The 16,204-nt window shown below is 36.1% G+C and carries 12 protein-coding genes; 3 read left to right on the top strand and 9 right to left on the bottom strand.

The window, feature by feature from the left end; genetic code table 11:
- Window positions 1-201: 201 nt before the first annotated feature.
- From JSS34_03280 to carA, 5 genes are all read right to left on the bottom strand, one after another.
- Window positions 202-1,389 carry an SGNH/GDSL hydrolase family protein gene (locus JSS34_03280; protein ID MBS0185360.1) on the bottom strand — a complete coding sequence of 396 codons (1,188 nt, stop codon included), beginning with the start codon at window positions 1,387-1,389 and terminating at the stop codon, window positions 202-204.
- A gap of 12 nt (window positions 1,390-1,401) precedes the next feature.
- Window positions 1,402-3,231: a carbamoyltransferase gene (locus tag JSS34_03285; GenBank protein ID MBS0185361.1), complete on the bottom strand. Its 1,830-nt coding sequence runs from the start codon at window positions 3,229-3,231 to the stop codon at window positions 1,402-1,404.
- Between the two features lie 173 nt (window positions 3,232-3,404).
- A complete protein-coding gene (locus tag JSS34_03290; protein MBS0185362.1) occupies window positions 3,405-3,803 on the bottom strand; it encodes a hypothetical protein in 399 nt (132 codons plus the stop codon).
- A gap of 7 nt (window positions 3,804-3,810) precedes the next feature.
- Window positions 3,811-7,020 carry a carbamoyl-phosphate synthase large subunit gene (gene carB, locus JSS34_03295; protein ID MBS0185363.1) on the bottom strand — a complete coding sequence of 1,070 codons (3,210 nt, stop codon included), beginning with the start codon at window positions 7,018-7,020 and terminating at the stop codon, window positions 3,811-3,813.
- Window positions 7,004-8,191, bottom strand: a complete 1,188-nt coding sequence (carA, locus tag JSS34_03300; GenBank protein MBS0185364.1) for a glutamine-hydrolyzing carbamoyl-phosphate synthase small subunit — start codon at window positions 8,189-8,191, stop codon at window positions 7,004-7,006. The genes carB and carA overlap by 17 nt, the downstream gene beginning before the upstream one ends.
- A 200-nt stretch (window positions 8,192-8,391) precedes the next feature.
- Here carA and JSS34_03305 point away from each other — a divergent pair, with 200 nt between their 5' ends.
- Window positions 8,392-8,901: a hypothetical protein gene (locus JSS34_03305; protein ID MBS0185365.1), complete on the top strand. Its 510-nt coding sequence runs from the start codon at window positions 8,392-8,394 to the stop codon at window positions 8,899-8,901.
- Window positions 8,902-9,027: 126 nt separating this feature from the next.
- On the top strand, window positions 9,028-9,954 hold the full coding sequence (locus JSS34_03310; GenBank protein ID MBS0185366.1) for a hypothetical protein: 927 nt from the start codon (window positions 9,028-9,030) through the stop codon (window positions 9,952-9,954).
- Window positions 9,955-9,969: 15 nt separating this feature from the next.
- Here the strand turns inward: JSS34_03310 and recN are convergent, their stop codons facing one another.
- The 4 genes from recN to JSS34_03330 all read right to left on the bottom strand — a co-directional run bounded on the left by recN (window position 9,970) and on the right by JSS34_03330 (window position 14,982).
- Window positions 9,970-11,628 (bottom strand): DNA repair protein RecN, encoded by a 1,659-nt coding sequence (gene recN / locus JSS34_03315; protein ID MBS0185367.1) that lies wholly within the window; start codon window positions 11,626-11,628, stop codon window positions 9,970-9,972.
- A gap of 74 nt (window positions 11,629-11,702) precedes the next feature.
- On the bottom strand, window positions 11,703-12,524 hold the full coding sequence (locus tag JSS34_03320; protein ID MBS0185368.1) for an outer membrane protein assembly factor BamD: 822 nt from the start codon (window positions 12,522-12,524) through the stop codon (window positions 11,703-11,705).
- Window positions 12,525-12,613: 89 nt separating this feature from the next.
- The gene (lpxC, locus tag JSS34_03325) at window positions 12,614-13,582 is read right to left on the bottom strand and encodes a UDP-3-O-[3-hydroxymyristoyl] N-acetylglucosamine deacetylase (protein ID MBS0185369.1); all 969 of its coding nucleotides are present in this window, start codon (window positions 13,580-13,582) and stop codon (window positions 12,614-12,616) included.
- Window positions 13,583-13,746: 164 nt separating this feature from the next.
- Complete coding sequence (locus JSS34_03330) at window positions 13,747-14,982, bottom strand: ATP-binding protein (GenBank protein MBS0185370.1); 1,236 nt, start codon at window positions 14,980-14,982, stop codon at window positions 13,747-13,749.
- 321 nt (window positions 14,983-15,303) lie between these two features.
- Between JSS34_03330 and rpoH the strand changes: the two genes are divergently transcribed.
- Window positions 15,304-16,194 (top strand): RNA polymerase sigma factor RpoH, encoded by an 891-nt coding sequence (rpoH, locus tag JSS34_03335; GenBank protein MBS0185371.1) that lies wholly within the window; start codon window positions 15,304-15,306, stop codon window positions 16,192-16,194.
- Window positions 16,195-16,204 lie beyond the last annotated feature (10 nt).

A 16,204-nucleotide genomic window follows, 5' to 3' on the forward strand; every position in this document is an offset into this window, starting at 1 on the left:
CTACCACTTTCCATTTTATTTCAATAGCTTAAAAATTTTTGTCCACACAACCTAAAGCTTATAAAAATATCCCTATTGAAATAGTTGAAGCAGAAATACAAGAAGCTCTTCAAAGCCTTAAGAGCCTTAAAAATGTAAAAAACCCTATTCCCTAGGCTTATTGAAATCCTACTCACGTCTTTCTCTCTCCTTCTCGTTGATTTAAGAAGGGCGATTCCTAACAAGTCCAAGCTCAATTAGCCATTTGGAGACAGCTTGGGCTGCAATTTTTTCACCGCGCCAATTCCAATGTAAATCAAAATGGTAATAAAGTTCCTGTCCCGCATTTTCTCGGAAAAGAGGGAGTAGAGAAAAATAAGGAATATTATTTTTTGCACATATGTCTGCAAGAAGGCGATTAGGGGTATCAAAATTAATCTCAGGGAGAAGCGATTTTGCATAATTTTCCGCGCCTTCATCCGTTGAAAAGTTACTTACTTCACGCAGACTTTTTATAACTTGAGCTTTAGAAGGAATTCCCACTACAACTAATTTAACATGGGCATTATTTTTTTTATTATAAGCATCAATAATTTTTTGAATAATATGAAGAGCTTCTTCCGTATTTTCAAGAGATTTTTGAATATCAGGATCAGGCTTGTCTTCTTGGTATGCAAACATTTTAAGCTCTGAGCGATCATAATACAGCATTTCAGTTTTCTCATGAAAATAGGGTCTTATACGGTCATAAATAAGCTTAAAACTAGGTGAATAAGACATGATAAAATCTTTAATGGATCTTAGATGCTCAATAATAAAAAACTTAAATTTTCCATCTGAAATATTTTTTGTGGGCGAAGAAAGATTTTCTTTTTTTAGAGGGCTGTCTAAACTTTCTTTTAAAGTTTGAAGTTGAGGTCCAAAGAAATTGTCATGGAAATCATTTCCAAGATAAAAATTTAAAACAACAATTTGGGGATGAATATGATCAAGAATATCTTTTAAAATATAAGCTTGATGGCAGGTTCCTGTTCCATCCATACCTGCATTATAAACACTCAAGCCTTCGTTTGTAAGAATTTGAGCATATGTATCTTTATCTTGTGTGTTGACAGCACATGTAAAACTATCTCCTAAAAGAAGAAGAGTTGGAGACTCCACAATAAGATTATTTCGAAATCCATATTTATCTGAATGGACAAGAAAGATATGTTTTTCTTCATTTATAATGTTTGTAAAAGTATCGGGTGGAAAATGCCAATAGTGATTTTTAAACTGATAGACAATAGCATTTAAAGGGGCGGGTGTGTTTTTTGAAGAATTAGCATAGTATCGACAAATTCCTTTATAAAAGTCAAAAAGAAGAAAAGGGAGAATGAATATAAGGATCCACTTTAAAATTTTTCTCATTGATTTTTCTCCTTAATCTAAATGGAATTGCGATTTATAATCTTCTTTCAAAAGAGGATTTTGTTTCTCTTTTTGAAGATAACAATTTCCTATGACAAGAATATCCATATCCGTTCCCATGAAACACCGAAAGGCATCGTTAGGTGTTAGAACGATAGGTTCTCCTCTTATATTGAAGCTTGTATTAACGAGAATACTGCATCCTGTTTTTTCTTTAAATTTTGAAAGAAGTTCATAAAATCTCAAATTTGTGTGTTTATGAACTGTTTGAATGCGAGCTGAGAAATCAACATGGGTAATGGCTGGAATGGAAGAACGGGGGATATTTAATTTCTCAATACCAAAGAGAGATTCATAATTTTCAGGCAACTTTGTTTGATGTTTCTTTAAAACGTCCGATACAATAAGCATATAAGGAGAAGAAGAATGAAGATCAAAATAAGAACTTACATCTTCGGCTAAGATAGCTGGTGCAAAGGGTCGGAAAGATTCTCTAAATTTAATTTTGAGATTCAATTTTTCTTGCATCTTAGAAGAACGGGCATCTGCAATGATGGATCTATTGCCAAGGGCACGCGGTCCAAATTCTGTTTTTCCTTGGAACCATCCAATAACATTTTCTTTAATTAAATCTTCGGTTACCGTTTCATATAGTTCATGATCTGTCAGCACTTCAAAATGTGCACCTAAAGAGGTGAGAGAAGAAATAATGTTTTCAGTGTCAAATTGAGGACCCAGGTAGCTTCCTTCCATTTTATCGATATGTGCATGCCGTTTATTGTTTTTGATTTGATAATATCCATAGAAAGCAGCACCCAAAGCTCCTCCAGCATCTCCTGCCGCAGGTTGAATGTAAATATTTTTAAAGATGTTTTCTTTAAGAAGCTTTCCGTTTGCAACGCAATTAAGAGCAACACCTCCTGCAAGGCAAAGATTTTGCTGACCAGTTTCTTTTTGAAGATTTGTTGCAAGCCTGATCACAGCTGTTTCAAGAACTTTTTGAATAGAAGCTGCTAAATCCATATCAAATTGCCTAAGGGGTGTTTCTGGTGTGCGGCGTGGCTCACCAAATAAAGCTTCAAATTTTTGATCATTTGTCATACGAAGTTCTGTACAAAAATCAAAGTAATCCATATTTAAACGGAAGCTGCCATCCTCTTTAAGATCAATGAGATTCTCAAGGATATGCGTTTCATATTTAGGATTCCCATAAGGAGCGAGCCCCATAAGTTTATATTCTCCAGAGTTGACCTTGAAGCCTGTATAATATGTAAAGGCGGAATAAAGGAGACCAAGGGAGTGGGGGAAATGAATTTCTTTAAAAATTTTTATCTCATTATGAGAACCTATAGCTGCACTTGTTGTAGTCCATTCACCAACACCATCCATGGTGAGAATAAGAGCCTCTTCAAAAGGAGAGGGGTAAAAAGCACTCGCAGCATGGGCCAAATGATGTTCTGTAAAAAGAAGACGTGACGCGCTAAATTTAGGATCAAATTTTTTGAGATGTTTCAAAAGGTTATTTTTTTGAAAAAGCTTATCTTTAATCCAAAGGGGCATGGCTTGTCTAAAAGAAGAAAATCCGCGTGGCGCATAGTCCATATATGTTTCAAAAAGGCGTTCAAATTTAATAAAAGGTTTATCATAAAAAACAACATAATCAACAGCGCTTAATTCTATCTTTGCGGCTTGAAGACAAAATTCAACTGCATTATGAGGAAAAGAGGCATCATGTTTTATGCGTGTAAAACGCTCTTCTTGTGCAGCAGCAATAATTTCTTCATTTTCAACAAGAACTGCTGCGCTATCGTGATAAAATCCTGAAATCCCTAACACACGCATGACTTTGTGTTCTCCTAAAATAAGGTATAAACGAAGGGTGAAATTAGAGAATATTCTGATAAGATGATTAAAATACCAAAAATAAGTAATACAATGATAATAGGAAGAAGCTTCCATTTTTTGCGTTTAAAAAAATATGAAAAAAGTTCCGTTAGAAAATTCATTTTTTTCTCCTAATATTGATCTTTTAACTGTTTAGAATCGGGTCCTGGTGGAAGGCGTTTAATCCAATAACTTGGAAGCGAAGCATCAAAATATTTTGGAAAAGATTCTGATTTTGTCAAACGCCTTAAAATGCCAATAGGTGTAAGGATGCCAAAAAAAATGAATCCCATAATAAGAGGATTGGTTATTTTATGGAGAAGTTTTCCAAAGAAATACCATCCCATGTTGAAAGGTCGCAATATTTTGGGAAATAAACAACTGATTAAAGAAAGGAAAAGGGAGGTCCCTAAAATAGGCCAAGAAAAATGATGATGCAAAACCGCACTCCAAGAAAAAAGGCACAGGAAAAGGCCTGCAAAAAAGAGCCCAAAAGTGCGATCACTCGGAAGATTAGAAGGAATTTTCATTTTGTTTTTACCTTGAATGTTCTGCTTGTAGTTTTTTTAAGAGAAAAATATTTCCATCAAGAAGATTTTTGAAACATTGAGCAACTGCAGGGATATGAAGTTCTGTTGTATAAAGGGGCGTTTTTCCAGTGTGCGCCGCCTCATACAAGCTTTTTTCTAAGGGTGCCTGATCGTACTCAAGTGCAAAGACGGCGTCAAGTTTTTGATTCTCAATGAGAGGTAAAATTTTATATGTTTCTTTTTCGAGACATATATTTTTCAAAGAAGGCGTAAGTTTGATTGTTTCTGCGTTCGTATAAAGGTCAAACCCATCCTTTTTTAAATTAGAAAGGATAAGAATTAAAGATTCTTTTAAGGGGATTGCTGAAAAAAGAGCAAGTTTTTGTCGAGATTTTTTTGAATAAATTTGTGGATAAAGGGCTTGGGCGAGAGCGTCTTGAGGGGTTGAGGCTCTTCCCATTACTTCGCCCGTTGATTTCATAATAGGTCCTAATTTTGTATTAATTTTTAAGAATCGATCAAAAGAAAAAATGGGATATTTTATAGAAAAATCATTTGGGAGTGCGCTTGGAAGATCAAAATCGGAAAGCATTTTTCCAAGGCAAAGTTGAGTCGCAACTTTAACGAGAGGAACCCCAAGTGCTTTTGCAAGAAAGGGAATGGTTCTACTGGCTCGAGGGTTCACTTCAATAATGTAAATTTTATCCTTTTGAATCACACATTGGATGTTCAAAAGACCTTTAAATTTTAAAGAATGTGCAATGAGAGATGCTTCTTTCTTAAGCTCTTCCATAAGGACAGGAGAAAGACTGTAGGACGGAAAAATACAGGCTGAATCACCTGAATGAATACCTGCAGGTTCAAGATGTTCCATAATCCCAGCAACCCATACTTCTTTTCCATCAAAAAGAAGGTCAATATCAACTTCACGTCCTTGACTAAGGTATTTTTCAACAAGAAGTGGCGTGAGTTCTTTTAAATTAACTGTCTTGAGATACGTCTTTAAATCATCGCCGGATCGGATGACGCGCATTCCTTTACCTCCAATAACATAGGAGGGCCTCACGATAACAGGATATCCAATTTCTTGGATACATTTTAAAAGATCTTCAGGCGTTGCTGCAATTTTATTAAAGGGTTGATTAAGATGGAGGTGATGAAGAAGTTTTTGAAACTGCTCACGATCTTCAGTCTGTTCAATAGCTTCTTTTGAAAGACCTAAGAGGTTAATATCCTCAATAAGAGTTTCTGAAAGCTTAAGACCTGTTTGTCCGCTAAATTGGGCAAATACGCCTAAAAGAATCCCTTCATTTTGTTCGTTGCGAATAATATCAAGGATATTTTCTTCTGTTAAAGGAGCAAAATAAAGCCGATCAGAAATTGTATGATCGGTTGAAACCGTTTCTGGATTACAATTAATCATAATGGTTTCAATATTCATTTCTTGAAGTGCTTGGGCAGCATGGACGCAACAATAATCAAATTCGATGCCTTGTCCAATTCGGTTGGGGCCGCTTCCAATGATAATGGCTTTTTTTCGTAAGGAAGGTAAAGATTCATTAAGTTTAATAGAAGATGGAAATGGAAGCGTGGTCCCATACATATAAGCTGTCTGTGAGGAGAATTCACCTGCGCACGTATCTACCCTCCTGAAAGTAGGAAAGATAGAAAACTTATAACGTTGATTTCGAATTTCAGCTTCTGAGTAAGAGGTTAAATGTGCAAGCATTGCATCTGAAAACCCAAGAGATTTAAAATAACGAAACAAGTCAGGGTTTTGAAAAAATTCTGCAGATTGTATCGCTGTTTCTAAATGCACAAGAGAAGCAATTTGATCTAAGAACCATTTATCCCAATGGCATAATTTCTCTATTTCTTTTAACGCTATTCCTTCTCGAAGTCCTGCAGCAATATAAAAAAGACGATGAGGCGTGGCAGCCGAAATTTTTTCTTTTAAATCTTCAATAGAATCATATTTAATTTTTGTGGTTAAAAGACCATAAAAGCCTTCTTCCAGAGAGCAAATTGCTTTTTGAAGACTTTCAGCAAAAGTTCTTCCAATGGCCATGGCTTCGCCTACAGACTGCATGTAAGTACTTAAAGAGTGAGAAGCGCCTTCAAATTTTTCGAAGTCAAAACGCGGGATTTTCGTGACGATATAATCAAGGGAAGGCTCAAAGGCCGCACAGGTTGTTTTTGTGATGTCGTTTGTTATTTCATCCAAGGCATATCCTATAGCGAGCTTAGCAGCAATTTTTGCAATTGGAAAACCAGTTGCTTTTGAGGCTAATGCGGATGATCTTGAAACGCGCGGATTCATTTCAATAACGACCATGCGTCCCGTTTTGGGATGAACGGCAAATTGAACGTTTGCACCGCCCGTTGCAACTCCAATTTCTCTTAAAATTGCAAAAGCAGCACGCCGCATACGTTGATATTCTTTATCGGTGAGTGTGAGTGCAGGGGCAACCGTTATGCTATCTCCTGTATGGACGCCCATTGGTTCAATGTTTTCAATAGAACAAACAATAACGCATTGATCTTTATTGTCCCTCATAACTTCAAGTTCAAATTCTTTCCACCCAATAATCGACTCTTCGATTAAAACTTGATGAATGGGGGAACATTCAAGTCCATTTTTGACAATGGTTTCAAATTCTTTTAAATCATGTGCAATTCCTCCTCCTATCCCTCCCAATGTAAAAGAAGGCCGAATAATCAAAGGAAATTCTAAAGATTCTAAAATTTTTTTTGCGTTTTCCCAAGTGGTAACTTCATACCCCTTTAAACAATCAAGACCAATGTGATGCATGCTTTGATGAAAAAGACGTCTGTTTTCAGCTTTTTTAATGGCTTTTAGATCAGCTCCAATCAATTCAATCTTAAGATGATCAAGAACACCTTTCTCAGCAAGCTCGACAGCTAAATTAAGCGAAGTTTGTCCTCCCATGGTGGGTAAAATTGCATCGACATTTTCTTGAATAAGAATTTTCTCAAGACAATCAGGTGTGAGAGGTTCTATATATGTTGCATCTGCAAGTTGAGGATCTGTCATAATGGTTGCTGGATTTGAATTTATAAGAACAACCTTGTATCCTTCCTCCTTTAAAGCTTTGCAGGCTTGAACACCTGCATAGTCAAATTCACAGGCCTGTCCAATAACAATAGGGCCTGACCCAATAATACAAATTGTTTTTAAATCAGTTCTTTTGGGCATGGTGATGAACAATTTTTAAAAAATCGGATAGAATAAAAGTTGCGTCCTGGGGACCAGGACCAGCTTCCGGATGAAATTGAATAGAAAAAATGAGCTTTTCTTTGACTCTGTATCCTTCTAAAGACCCATCAAAAAGGGATCGATAGGTGGGCGTTAGACATTTAGGAAGAGAAGATTCTTTGACAGCGTATTCATGATTTTGAGACGTAATCAGAATATTTTTAGAATGAAGATCTTGAACGGGATGATTGATGCCATGATGACCACAGTTAAGTTTTATAATTTCAGCATTATGAATAAGGGATAAGAGTTGATGTCCTAAGCAAATTCCAAGTAAAGGTAGGTTTTCTTGAAGAAGCTTTTCCATCATTTTAAAGATTGACGGGTCTACAAAACGAGGGTCTCCTGGTCCATTCGAGAAAACAATCCCATGTGGATGATGCGCTATAATCTTTTCATAGGAAGAAGAAAAAGGAACAACAATGACCTCAGCTCCAAAAGAAGTTAAAGATTTGAGAGTGCTATATTTGACACCAAAATCAACGACAACTATTTTTAAAGGAAGAGAGGAAGATGTTTTTAACGCGTAAAGATCCTCACTTAATTTAGGAAGTTCTTTTATCCAAGGATAAACTTGACGTGTCGAAACTTGATGCAGAAAACTTTGTTCAAGAGTTGTATCTTTATGAATCTCTTTCTCTTGAAGTTTAAGAATTTTCTCTGCTGTTAAATCCCCTGTATAGGAATATATGATTCCTTTTAAAGGCTTTTTATAATCCCGAATAACCTGCACAAGTGTGCGTGTGTCAACGCCTTCAAGACAAGGGATGTTGTTTTTTTTAAGCCAAGATAAAAAATTTGATGTACTTCGGTAATTTGAGGCTTCAGTGATGAGGTCCCCCATAATAATTCCCTGAAGAAAGGGAAAAGAAGATTCCATATCTTCTGGATTTGTGCCGACATTCCCGATATGCGGAAATGAAAACACTAAAAGTTGTCCGCTATAAGAAGGATCTGAAATCGCTTCTTGGTATCCTGTCATTGCTGTGTTGAAACACAAAATTCCTGAAGTTTCGATATCATCAGTTTGGATGAGACCAGGAAAATAGTCTCCTGTCTCAAGGATAAGAACAGCTTTTTTGTATGTGGAAAAAGGAAAAATGGTGTCCAAAGGAAACCTATAAATATTTTTAAAAGGTGCAGTTTAAAAAGGATAGTATACAAAAACTCTAAAAAAGCAATTAATTTTGTAACTCTTGATTTTATGGAGGAAGCCTCATACAGTTAAAATGGTTAAAAGATCACATAGTCTCAAAATAAGGGATGTATAATGAATAAAAAATATGTTTTATATACCATTTTTTAAGTTTAATGCCCTTCTCTTTAAAAGCAGCTATAACGCAACAAAGTTATGAAGCTCTCATGAGAAGGCAAACTGACTCGCTTGCTCTTTTACAACAAGTTTCCCAAGATTTAGACAAAGATCCTAGAAGGGCGATTGAAAGAGTTTCAAAAGGCAACTATAAGCGTTCCAATAAAGGAATAACAATCTGTACTTCGAATGGAACTTTATTAGCGGCTTCAGGGCACCTTCAAGATCATCGTACTTTTAATATCATGCATATAAGCGATGCTCAGGGATCTGAATATATAAATGATGTTCTACGGCAAGCTTCTAACAACAATATAGGATACGCCTTTGCAGCGAATACAACTGTCGATGGTAAAAGGACAAATGCGAATATTTATGCAAAAAGGTCAAAAAATGGCAATTTTGCTGTAATTATAAGGGAACCTGCTCCCGATATCTACTCCATTACGCAGAATGTGCATGTAGCTCTTAAGGCTGGAATAAAGGAAGAAGATGTCTCTCATCCGTAAGAGAATTTTTTTATATTATTTTTTTTGATGAATAATATCGCTTCCCAATTAAATATTAATTTAGTATAGAAGAGAGTGCTTAGCACTCATTTTAAAAAAAGAAAGTTTAATATAAGGATTTTAAGAATGAATTTTTTAGAAAAAGAGGCCCTTATTTCAAAATCAATCATGGTTTCACTCCTCACAGGCATGATTTTTATCCCTTCTTATTCTTTTGGAATGGAGGAACATCTGGAAGAGGCTTCAAGAGCGAGATTGTCAGCGGCGACCCGTCAAGAGGCGGATCCTGTTCTTAATGTTCTTGAAAATGCTGATAAGTCTTTAATTTTCTTTAAGAAAAGTGCTCGGGAGTTTGAATGTTTAATAAAATCTCAAACGCCTAAAGAAAAAAATGAATCCTTAGATTCTTTATGGAAGTATTTTAATAGGGTGGACTTACCCTCTATCAAGAAGCTGTGTGCAGGCATTTTTCTTGCACACCATGGGACCGATATTCAAAAAGAAGAAGTAAAGTCCTTTCTCACTCTTTTTGTTGACAATGAAGGAATTTCCTCTAAAGAGCGTATAGGCGGATTAAGTGTTCTTCTTGATATCTTTTCTGATGACATACAAAAAGAACGGTATCTTCAACTTCTAGAATCAATTTTTACCCATTTACCGCTCAGTGAAGTAGAAGGAAGGCTTGAAGCTGCTCGATGCTTTATTGAAGATGAAGAAGCAACAGCAGAGCAGAAAACTCAAGGATTTTCTGCTCTTCACTCAATCATAACAAATGATAGAATTCCTCAAGAATATCGCACAGAGGCTGCAATCCTTCTTTTTGAAAACGCAGATAATTTAGAGGAAACAACAGAAGCACGGCGTCTTTTAATGATTGTTTTAAAAGAAAAAACTCTTTCCCTGAAGGAGAGAGTAGATATTGCTCAAACTTTTTATGATAAGGGAACTCCCGAAGAACAGGTAGACCCTGATGTTTTAAAATTGATGCTTCAAGTTCCAGAACTTCCTGCAGAGGTTCGTGACTTTATTGAAAAACAGCTACCGGCCTCTTAGGCTTTTTAAGGCAGTCTATCCTTTTAAAAGCCGATGTGCCGCGGCATGCGCTTCTTCTGTAACAATTTCTCCCGAGAGCATGCGGGCAATTTCAAGGCCTCTTGAGGTTTCATTCAATAAGAAAGCATGTGTGATAGGCAGATCGTTTTTAAAGGTTTTTTCAATGAGAAAATGGTGATCTGCTGCGCTTGCGACTTGAGGAGCATGTGTAATAGCCATGACCTGAACATGTTTTGAAAGCCGATGGAGACAATTCCCAATACTTGAAGAAACGGCACCACTTACGCCGCTATCAATCTCATCAAAAATAATAACGGAAATATCATGACTTTGAGCAAGAACAACTTTGAGGGCTAACAGGATGCGTGCAAGTTCTCCTCCAGAAGCAATGGCTTTTAAAGATCCAAAACGGGCGCCATTTGGAGAAATCTCAAATTCAATGGTCTCACCTCCTTGAGCTGTCCATGATTCGGGAGGAAGTTTTTTAAAGACAACTTTAAAAAGAGTACGTTCAAGCTTTAAAAGTGGAAGCTCTTTTTGAACAAGCATTTCAAGTTCTTGTGCAACTTTGAGACGTTCTTGAGAAAGTGCGTGGACACATTCTTCAAACAAAGTTCTTTTTTTAAGAACTTTCTCTTCAAGTGTTTTAATTTCAAAAGACTGCGTTTCGTAAGCAGAAAATTTTTGAAGGAGAGAAGCAAGGATGTTAGGCAATTCAGAGGGAGAAACATGATGTTTTCGAGCAAGCGTTCGGAGTTCTGAAAGCCGATCTTCAATAATTTCTAAGCGATTTGGATCGCTTATGCATGTACGTTGGATTTTCTCGAGAAGCACATGGTTTTCCCGTAGGTCGATCAAGATACGGTCAAATCCTTCCAAAATGGGAAGAAGCTCAGGATAGCGTTCTTCATAACGGGAAAGATTTTTGTGATGACTTAGAAATTGAGATTCAAGTGAAGGAGCGACTTCAAACATGTAGAGCGCTTCTTCAAGGACTTTTTGAAATTTGCTTTGGCTTAAAATTTTTTCGCGTTCTAAAAGCAAGGTTTCTTCTTCATTGGGTTGGGGCTCAAACTTCTTAAGTTCTTCCAAATGATGTCCCCAAACGTCATACGTTTCTTGGGCTAATTTTTCCGAAGAAATAAGATTTTTTAGGAGAGATTCGCTTTCTTTCCAATTCTTAAAAGCTTCTTCTGTTTTTTTAGACAGAGGATGTAAATTCCCAAAAATATCTAAAAAATTTCGATGTTCTTGGGCATCTAAGAGTCGGTCAAACTGTCCATGGATTTCAAGAAGAAAAGGAGAAAGTGTTTTTAAAAATGTACTTTTAACAGGAATATCATTTAAGAAAATTCGGCTTTTTCCATCGCGTTCAAGAGAACGCCTAAAGATAAGAGTTGAAAGGTCTTCTTGAGATAGAAGTTCTTGTTCTTCAAGAATCGTAAGAACAGGATGGGTGGAAGACAAGATAAACTCAGCAATAACTTGAGTTTTCTCTTTATGAGGGCCAATGTAAGAAGCTTCTGCTTTTCCTCCAAGAGCAAAAGAAAGTGCATCTAAGAGAATAGATTTTCCGGCACCTGTTTCTCCTGTAAAAACAGTAAAGCCTTTTTCAAAGTCCAAATAAAGGGACTCAATTAAGATAAAATTATGAATTGAGAGGCTTTTTAACATGTGAAGAGCTTAACACATATCTTTATTATAAGAAAAGATTGTAAGGGGTTTTTCTTTAAGGTTAGAAAAATTTATTATGAACTTTCAGAAGGAGGGGGTGTAAATGTCAAAAGATCATAAGAATCTTTATACCAAATACTTTCGGGATAATTATGACCTAGAACAGCTGCAACATGCTTGGCTTCTTCCTTGATGCCTAAAATTAAATAAGTTTCAATCATGCGGTAAAGAGCCTCCGGAACGTGCGTGGTTGTTTGAAACTTTTCGACAACACGCTTGAAACGATTTAAAGCGGCAATAGGTTCGTGGGAAGATACATAAAATCGGCCGATTTCCATTTCGCGTCCTGCTAAATGATCAAGAATCAGGTCTAATTTTAATTTAGCATCTTTTGCATAATGACTGTCTGGAAAGCGTTTAATGAGCTCATCAAATGTTTGAAATGCAAGTTCAGTCATTTGTTGATCTCTCTCAATTCCTGACATTTGTTCATAATAACAAAGGCCTAAAAGATAATAAACGTAGGCAATATCTTTATAGCTTGGATGGATTTGAATAAATGTTTCTAATAGATTTGCGGCTTCATCGTATTTTTGAGCAAGATAATAGGAATAAGCTGCCAAGATCTCACTTTTAGGTGCCCATGAAGAATAAGGGTGCTGACGTTCAATTTCTTCAAAAGTTGTGGCCGCTTTTGTATAATTTTCTTTGTGTAAAAAGCCGTAAGCTTCATGATACAATTCTTCGACAGAGCGTTCTTGATAATCATCTTTTTTTGTATCGGAACAACCTGTCAAAAAAAGAATAAAGAGGCAGCCTATTAAAAGAGACCCATATTTAAGTTTCTTCTTTTGAGAGATTAAAAATACCCTACCTATCTGAATATGATGCATCATGATTTAACATTTCCCTAAAAAAGAGTGTTTTTTAACCAAAAGATATTTTCTTTATAAAGGGAAGATGCGCTAAAGGGAAGAGGAGTTTCTCATTGGCCAAAAGCAAAAGAAGGAATAGGGGATGTTTTTCTATAAGATTTCTTTGATAAGGAGGGTTTTTTAACAGTTTCTTCTCGAATGCACCATGCTGTAGAGTCATTTAAAAGAGCTGTTAACAGTTTGTGATTTAAAGCATGTCCAGATGAATTTCCATAAAAGTGTCCTTTAATCGGGTAGCCTGCAAGAGCAAGGTCTCCAACAACGTCTAAAACTTTATGACGGACGCATTCATCATCATACCTGAGCCCCTCTTCATTTAAAAGGGCTCCTTCCTTAAAAATGAGAGAATTTTCAAGCGAAGTTCCCAACGCGAGGCCTTTTTCGTACATGAAAGAAGCATCTTCAAAGAAGCCGAACGTACGGGCATTTGCAATATGGGTAGAGAAGTTTTCGGGGGTATGTATGTAGAAGAAATTTTGTTTTGGAAAAATACCCCCTCTAAATGCCATTTCAAACTCAATCGAAAAACAAGAGGCGGGAGAAAGACGTGCAAAAGATTTGTTTTCAGAAATTTCAACAGTTTTTAAAATTTCTATAAATTTGCGAGAAGCTTTTTGTTCTTTGATTCCCGCATTCTTTATAAGTGTTATAAAGGGGGCTGCACTGCCATCCATGATTGGAATCTCAGGTCCCGTAACATCAATAAAGGTATTGTCAATTTGAAGAGCAGAAAGAGAGGCCATTAAATGCTCAATTGTTCCAATGGACTTTTCTAAAGAAACGCCTATTTTTGTTGAATAGTGCCCATTAACAAGATATTTTAAAAGAGCAGGGATGGAGGGATTCCCCTCAAGATCTTTACGGATAAAAACAATGCCTGTATTTTCAGGCGCTGGACGAAGTGTTATTGAGGAGACAAGACCTGTATGCGTGCCAATGCCAGAACAAGAAACAGGTGTTTCGATTGTTTTTTGAGAAGAAGACCGGCTTTTAAAGTTTATAACATTATGGTGCATCATGGGTTCGGCGTGATTAAGAGTTTTTGCAAAGAATCTATAAAAGACATTTAAAGCTCTTCTTTATCATTAACGCTATAGGATGCGGAAAGAAAATCAAAGTTTGTTACGATATGTTACAAGGATCTAAAGAATGAAAAAGAAATGAGGATTTAATTCCTTTATTGTTATGACCAAAGAGCACTTATAGGAACAGCCCAAAGATTTGGTCCAAAAGAGAGCGAAATATCTCCACTATAAAGTACAATCCCTACAAAAGGCTTCTTTTGCGCAATAGATTCTTTAAACCATTGAAGAAATTTAAAGTCATTTTTTCCAACAGTTGAACTAGATTTTACCTCAATTCCTAAAAGAGACATGTCTTCTTTTTCAATTATAAAATCTATTTCTCTTTGTTCGCGATCTCTATAATGAGAAAGAACGTAAATGCCAGGATGAGCATCTATCATAGCACTCAATTCATTAAAGACGAAAGTTTCAATTATTTTGCCACATCTGTCAGAATCAAGGCGGACATTTTCCATTTTCCATTTGAGCAAAGAACTCATGAGGCCTGTATCGGTTATAAAGAGCTTAGAATGTTTTCCGATTCTGTCATAATCAGTAGAAATATAGGCAGGGAGTCTTTCAAAAATATAAAGAGATTCAAGTGCATTTATATAGCTTTCAAGAGTCGGTCTTGAAAGAGACAGATGAGCACCAATAGAAGATATATCCATGAATCTGGAAGACCAAGCTGCGAGGATTTTTACAAGTTCTTTCATTGTGTGATGTCGTTGAATCTTTGTTATATCCTTTAAATCTCTTTCTAAGAGAGCGTCTATATAATCTAAATGCCATAGCATTCTTTGCTTTTCGGAAAGAAAAATGGCTTCTGGAAAGCCTCCCCTAAAGCATAATTCAAGAATTTTACTTTTTGAGCATAAATCAAAGGAAGATTTTAGATTTTGACTAAATGCTTTTTCTAGAAAATGATTTTCAGTACCACGAATTTCTGATTCAATTAAGGTTCGAAGTCTTATTTTTTGGATTCTGCCGGCAAGAGATTCTTGAATAGAAGGGAGAGATTGAAGATTTGTGGATCCCGTTAACAAAAATTGTCCTGGAGCTCGGTTTTCATCAACAAGGAGCTTAATAGCAAGAAGAAGTTCGGGAACTCTTTGAACTTTATCAATAATCATTATTTTAGAAGTATGTTGAACAAAATCATGAGGATCTTCTTGAGCTGCTTTGAGCTGGCTTAGATTATCAAGAGTCCTATATTCAGTTGAAGGAGAAGCAAGAGCTTTTGCTTCAGTTGTTTTTCCAGTTTGACGCGCCCCTGTTAAGAGCGTGACACGACGATGTAAAAGGCTTTCTTTAATAAGAGGAGCTTGTATACGCCGGTATAAAGATGTCATCATAAAAATCCTTAAATCATATTTTTTTTAACTTAATATAATGTCGCGTTTTTTAAAATAAATATACCGCATTTTTATAAAAGTTGTTGGCTCCTAGGAGTTTTAGATCGTAATTTAATTGAGGGCGATAGAAACTTTAAGTATCAATAACAAAGAGCTTCTTTAAAGAAATTTAACGTTCTTGAATTTCTTCGTCGCAACAATCCTATGATTTTAAAAGTATAATTTTTAATTCCTTGAGTTTGAAAGATTTCCTATAGACGACTTTCAAAAGTTTACTTACACTAAAATTATACAATAAATAAAAAGTGTTAAGGATTTTCAATGGGTGAACAAGCAGTTCCAGCGCTCCATGGGTCTCTCTCTCCAGACCAAGGGTCTCTTATTGCTTATTTGAGGGACATTAAAAAATTCCCGATGCTCGAGCCGCACGATGAATATATTCTTGCGAAACGCTGGATAGACGAAAATGATCGAGAGGCAGCACATCGTTTGGTAACAAGTCATTTGAGACTCGTTGCGAAAGTTGCAGCGGGATATAAAGGGTATGGGCTTCCACTTGGAGATCTTATTGCTGAGGGCAATATTGGCCTTATGCATGCGGTTAAAAAATTTGACCCAGATAAGGGATTTAGATTGTCTACCTACGCGCTTTGGTGGATAAAAGCCATGATTCAAGAATATATTTTAAAATCTTGGTCTTTGGTTAAAATTGGAACGACAGCGGCTCAAAAACGTCTTTTTTTTAATTTGAAACGTCTTAAAAATGAAATTCAATCCCATGAAGGAGAATGTGGAGATTTAACAGATGATCAAGTTAAAAAAATGGCGTCAGAACTTAATATTTCGAGCAAAGATATTACCGAAATGGAGCAAAGAATTAAAAGTGGCGACCTTTCTTTAAATAATCCTGTAACTCAGAATAGCGAAGAAGGAAGTGGTGAATGGCAAGATTGGCTTGCAGATGAGGCTCCAAGTGTAGAAGACCTCCTTATTCATGAAGACGAATTTGAAAAACGCAAAAGTTTACTGGCGGAAGCCCTTACTCATTTATCAGAACGTGAAGCGTATATCATGCAAGCGCGGCGTCTTGATGATCCTCCTCAAACACTCGAGACAATCTCAGAGCATTTGAAGATTTCTAAAGAACGGGTTCGTCAAATTGAAGCGAATGCATTTTTAAAACTACAAAAATATATGAGAGAAAAAAATTAAAGAAAAAGAG

Source organism: Pseudomonadota bacterium, assembly GCA_018242545.1.
Classification (GTDB): domain Bacteria; phylum Pseudomonadota; class Alphaproteobacteria; order 16-39-46; family 16-39-46; genus 16-39-46.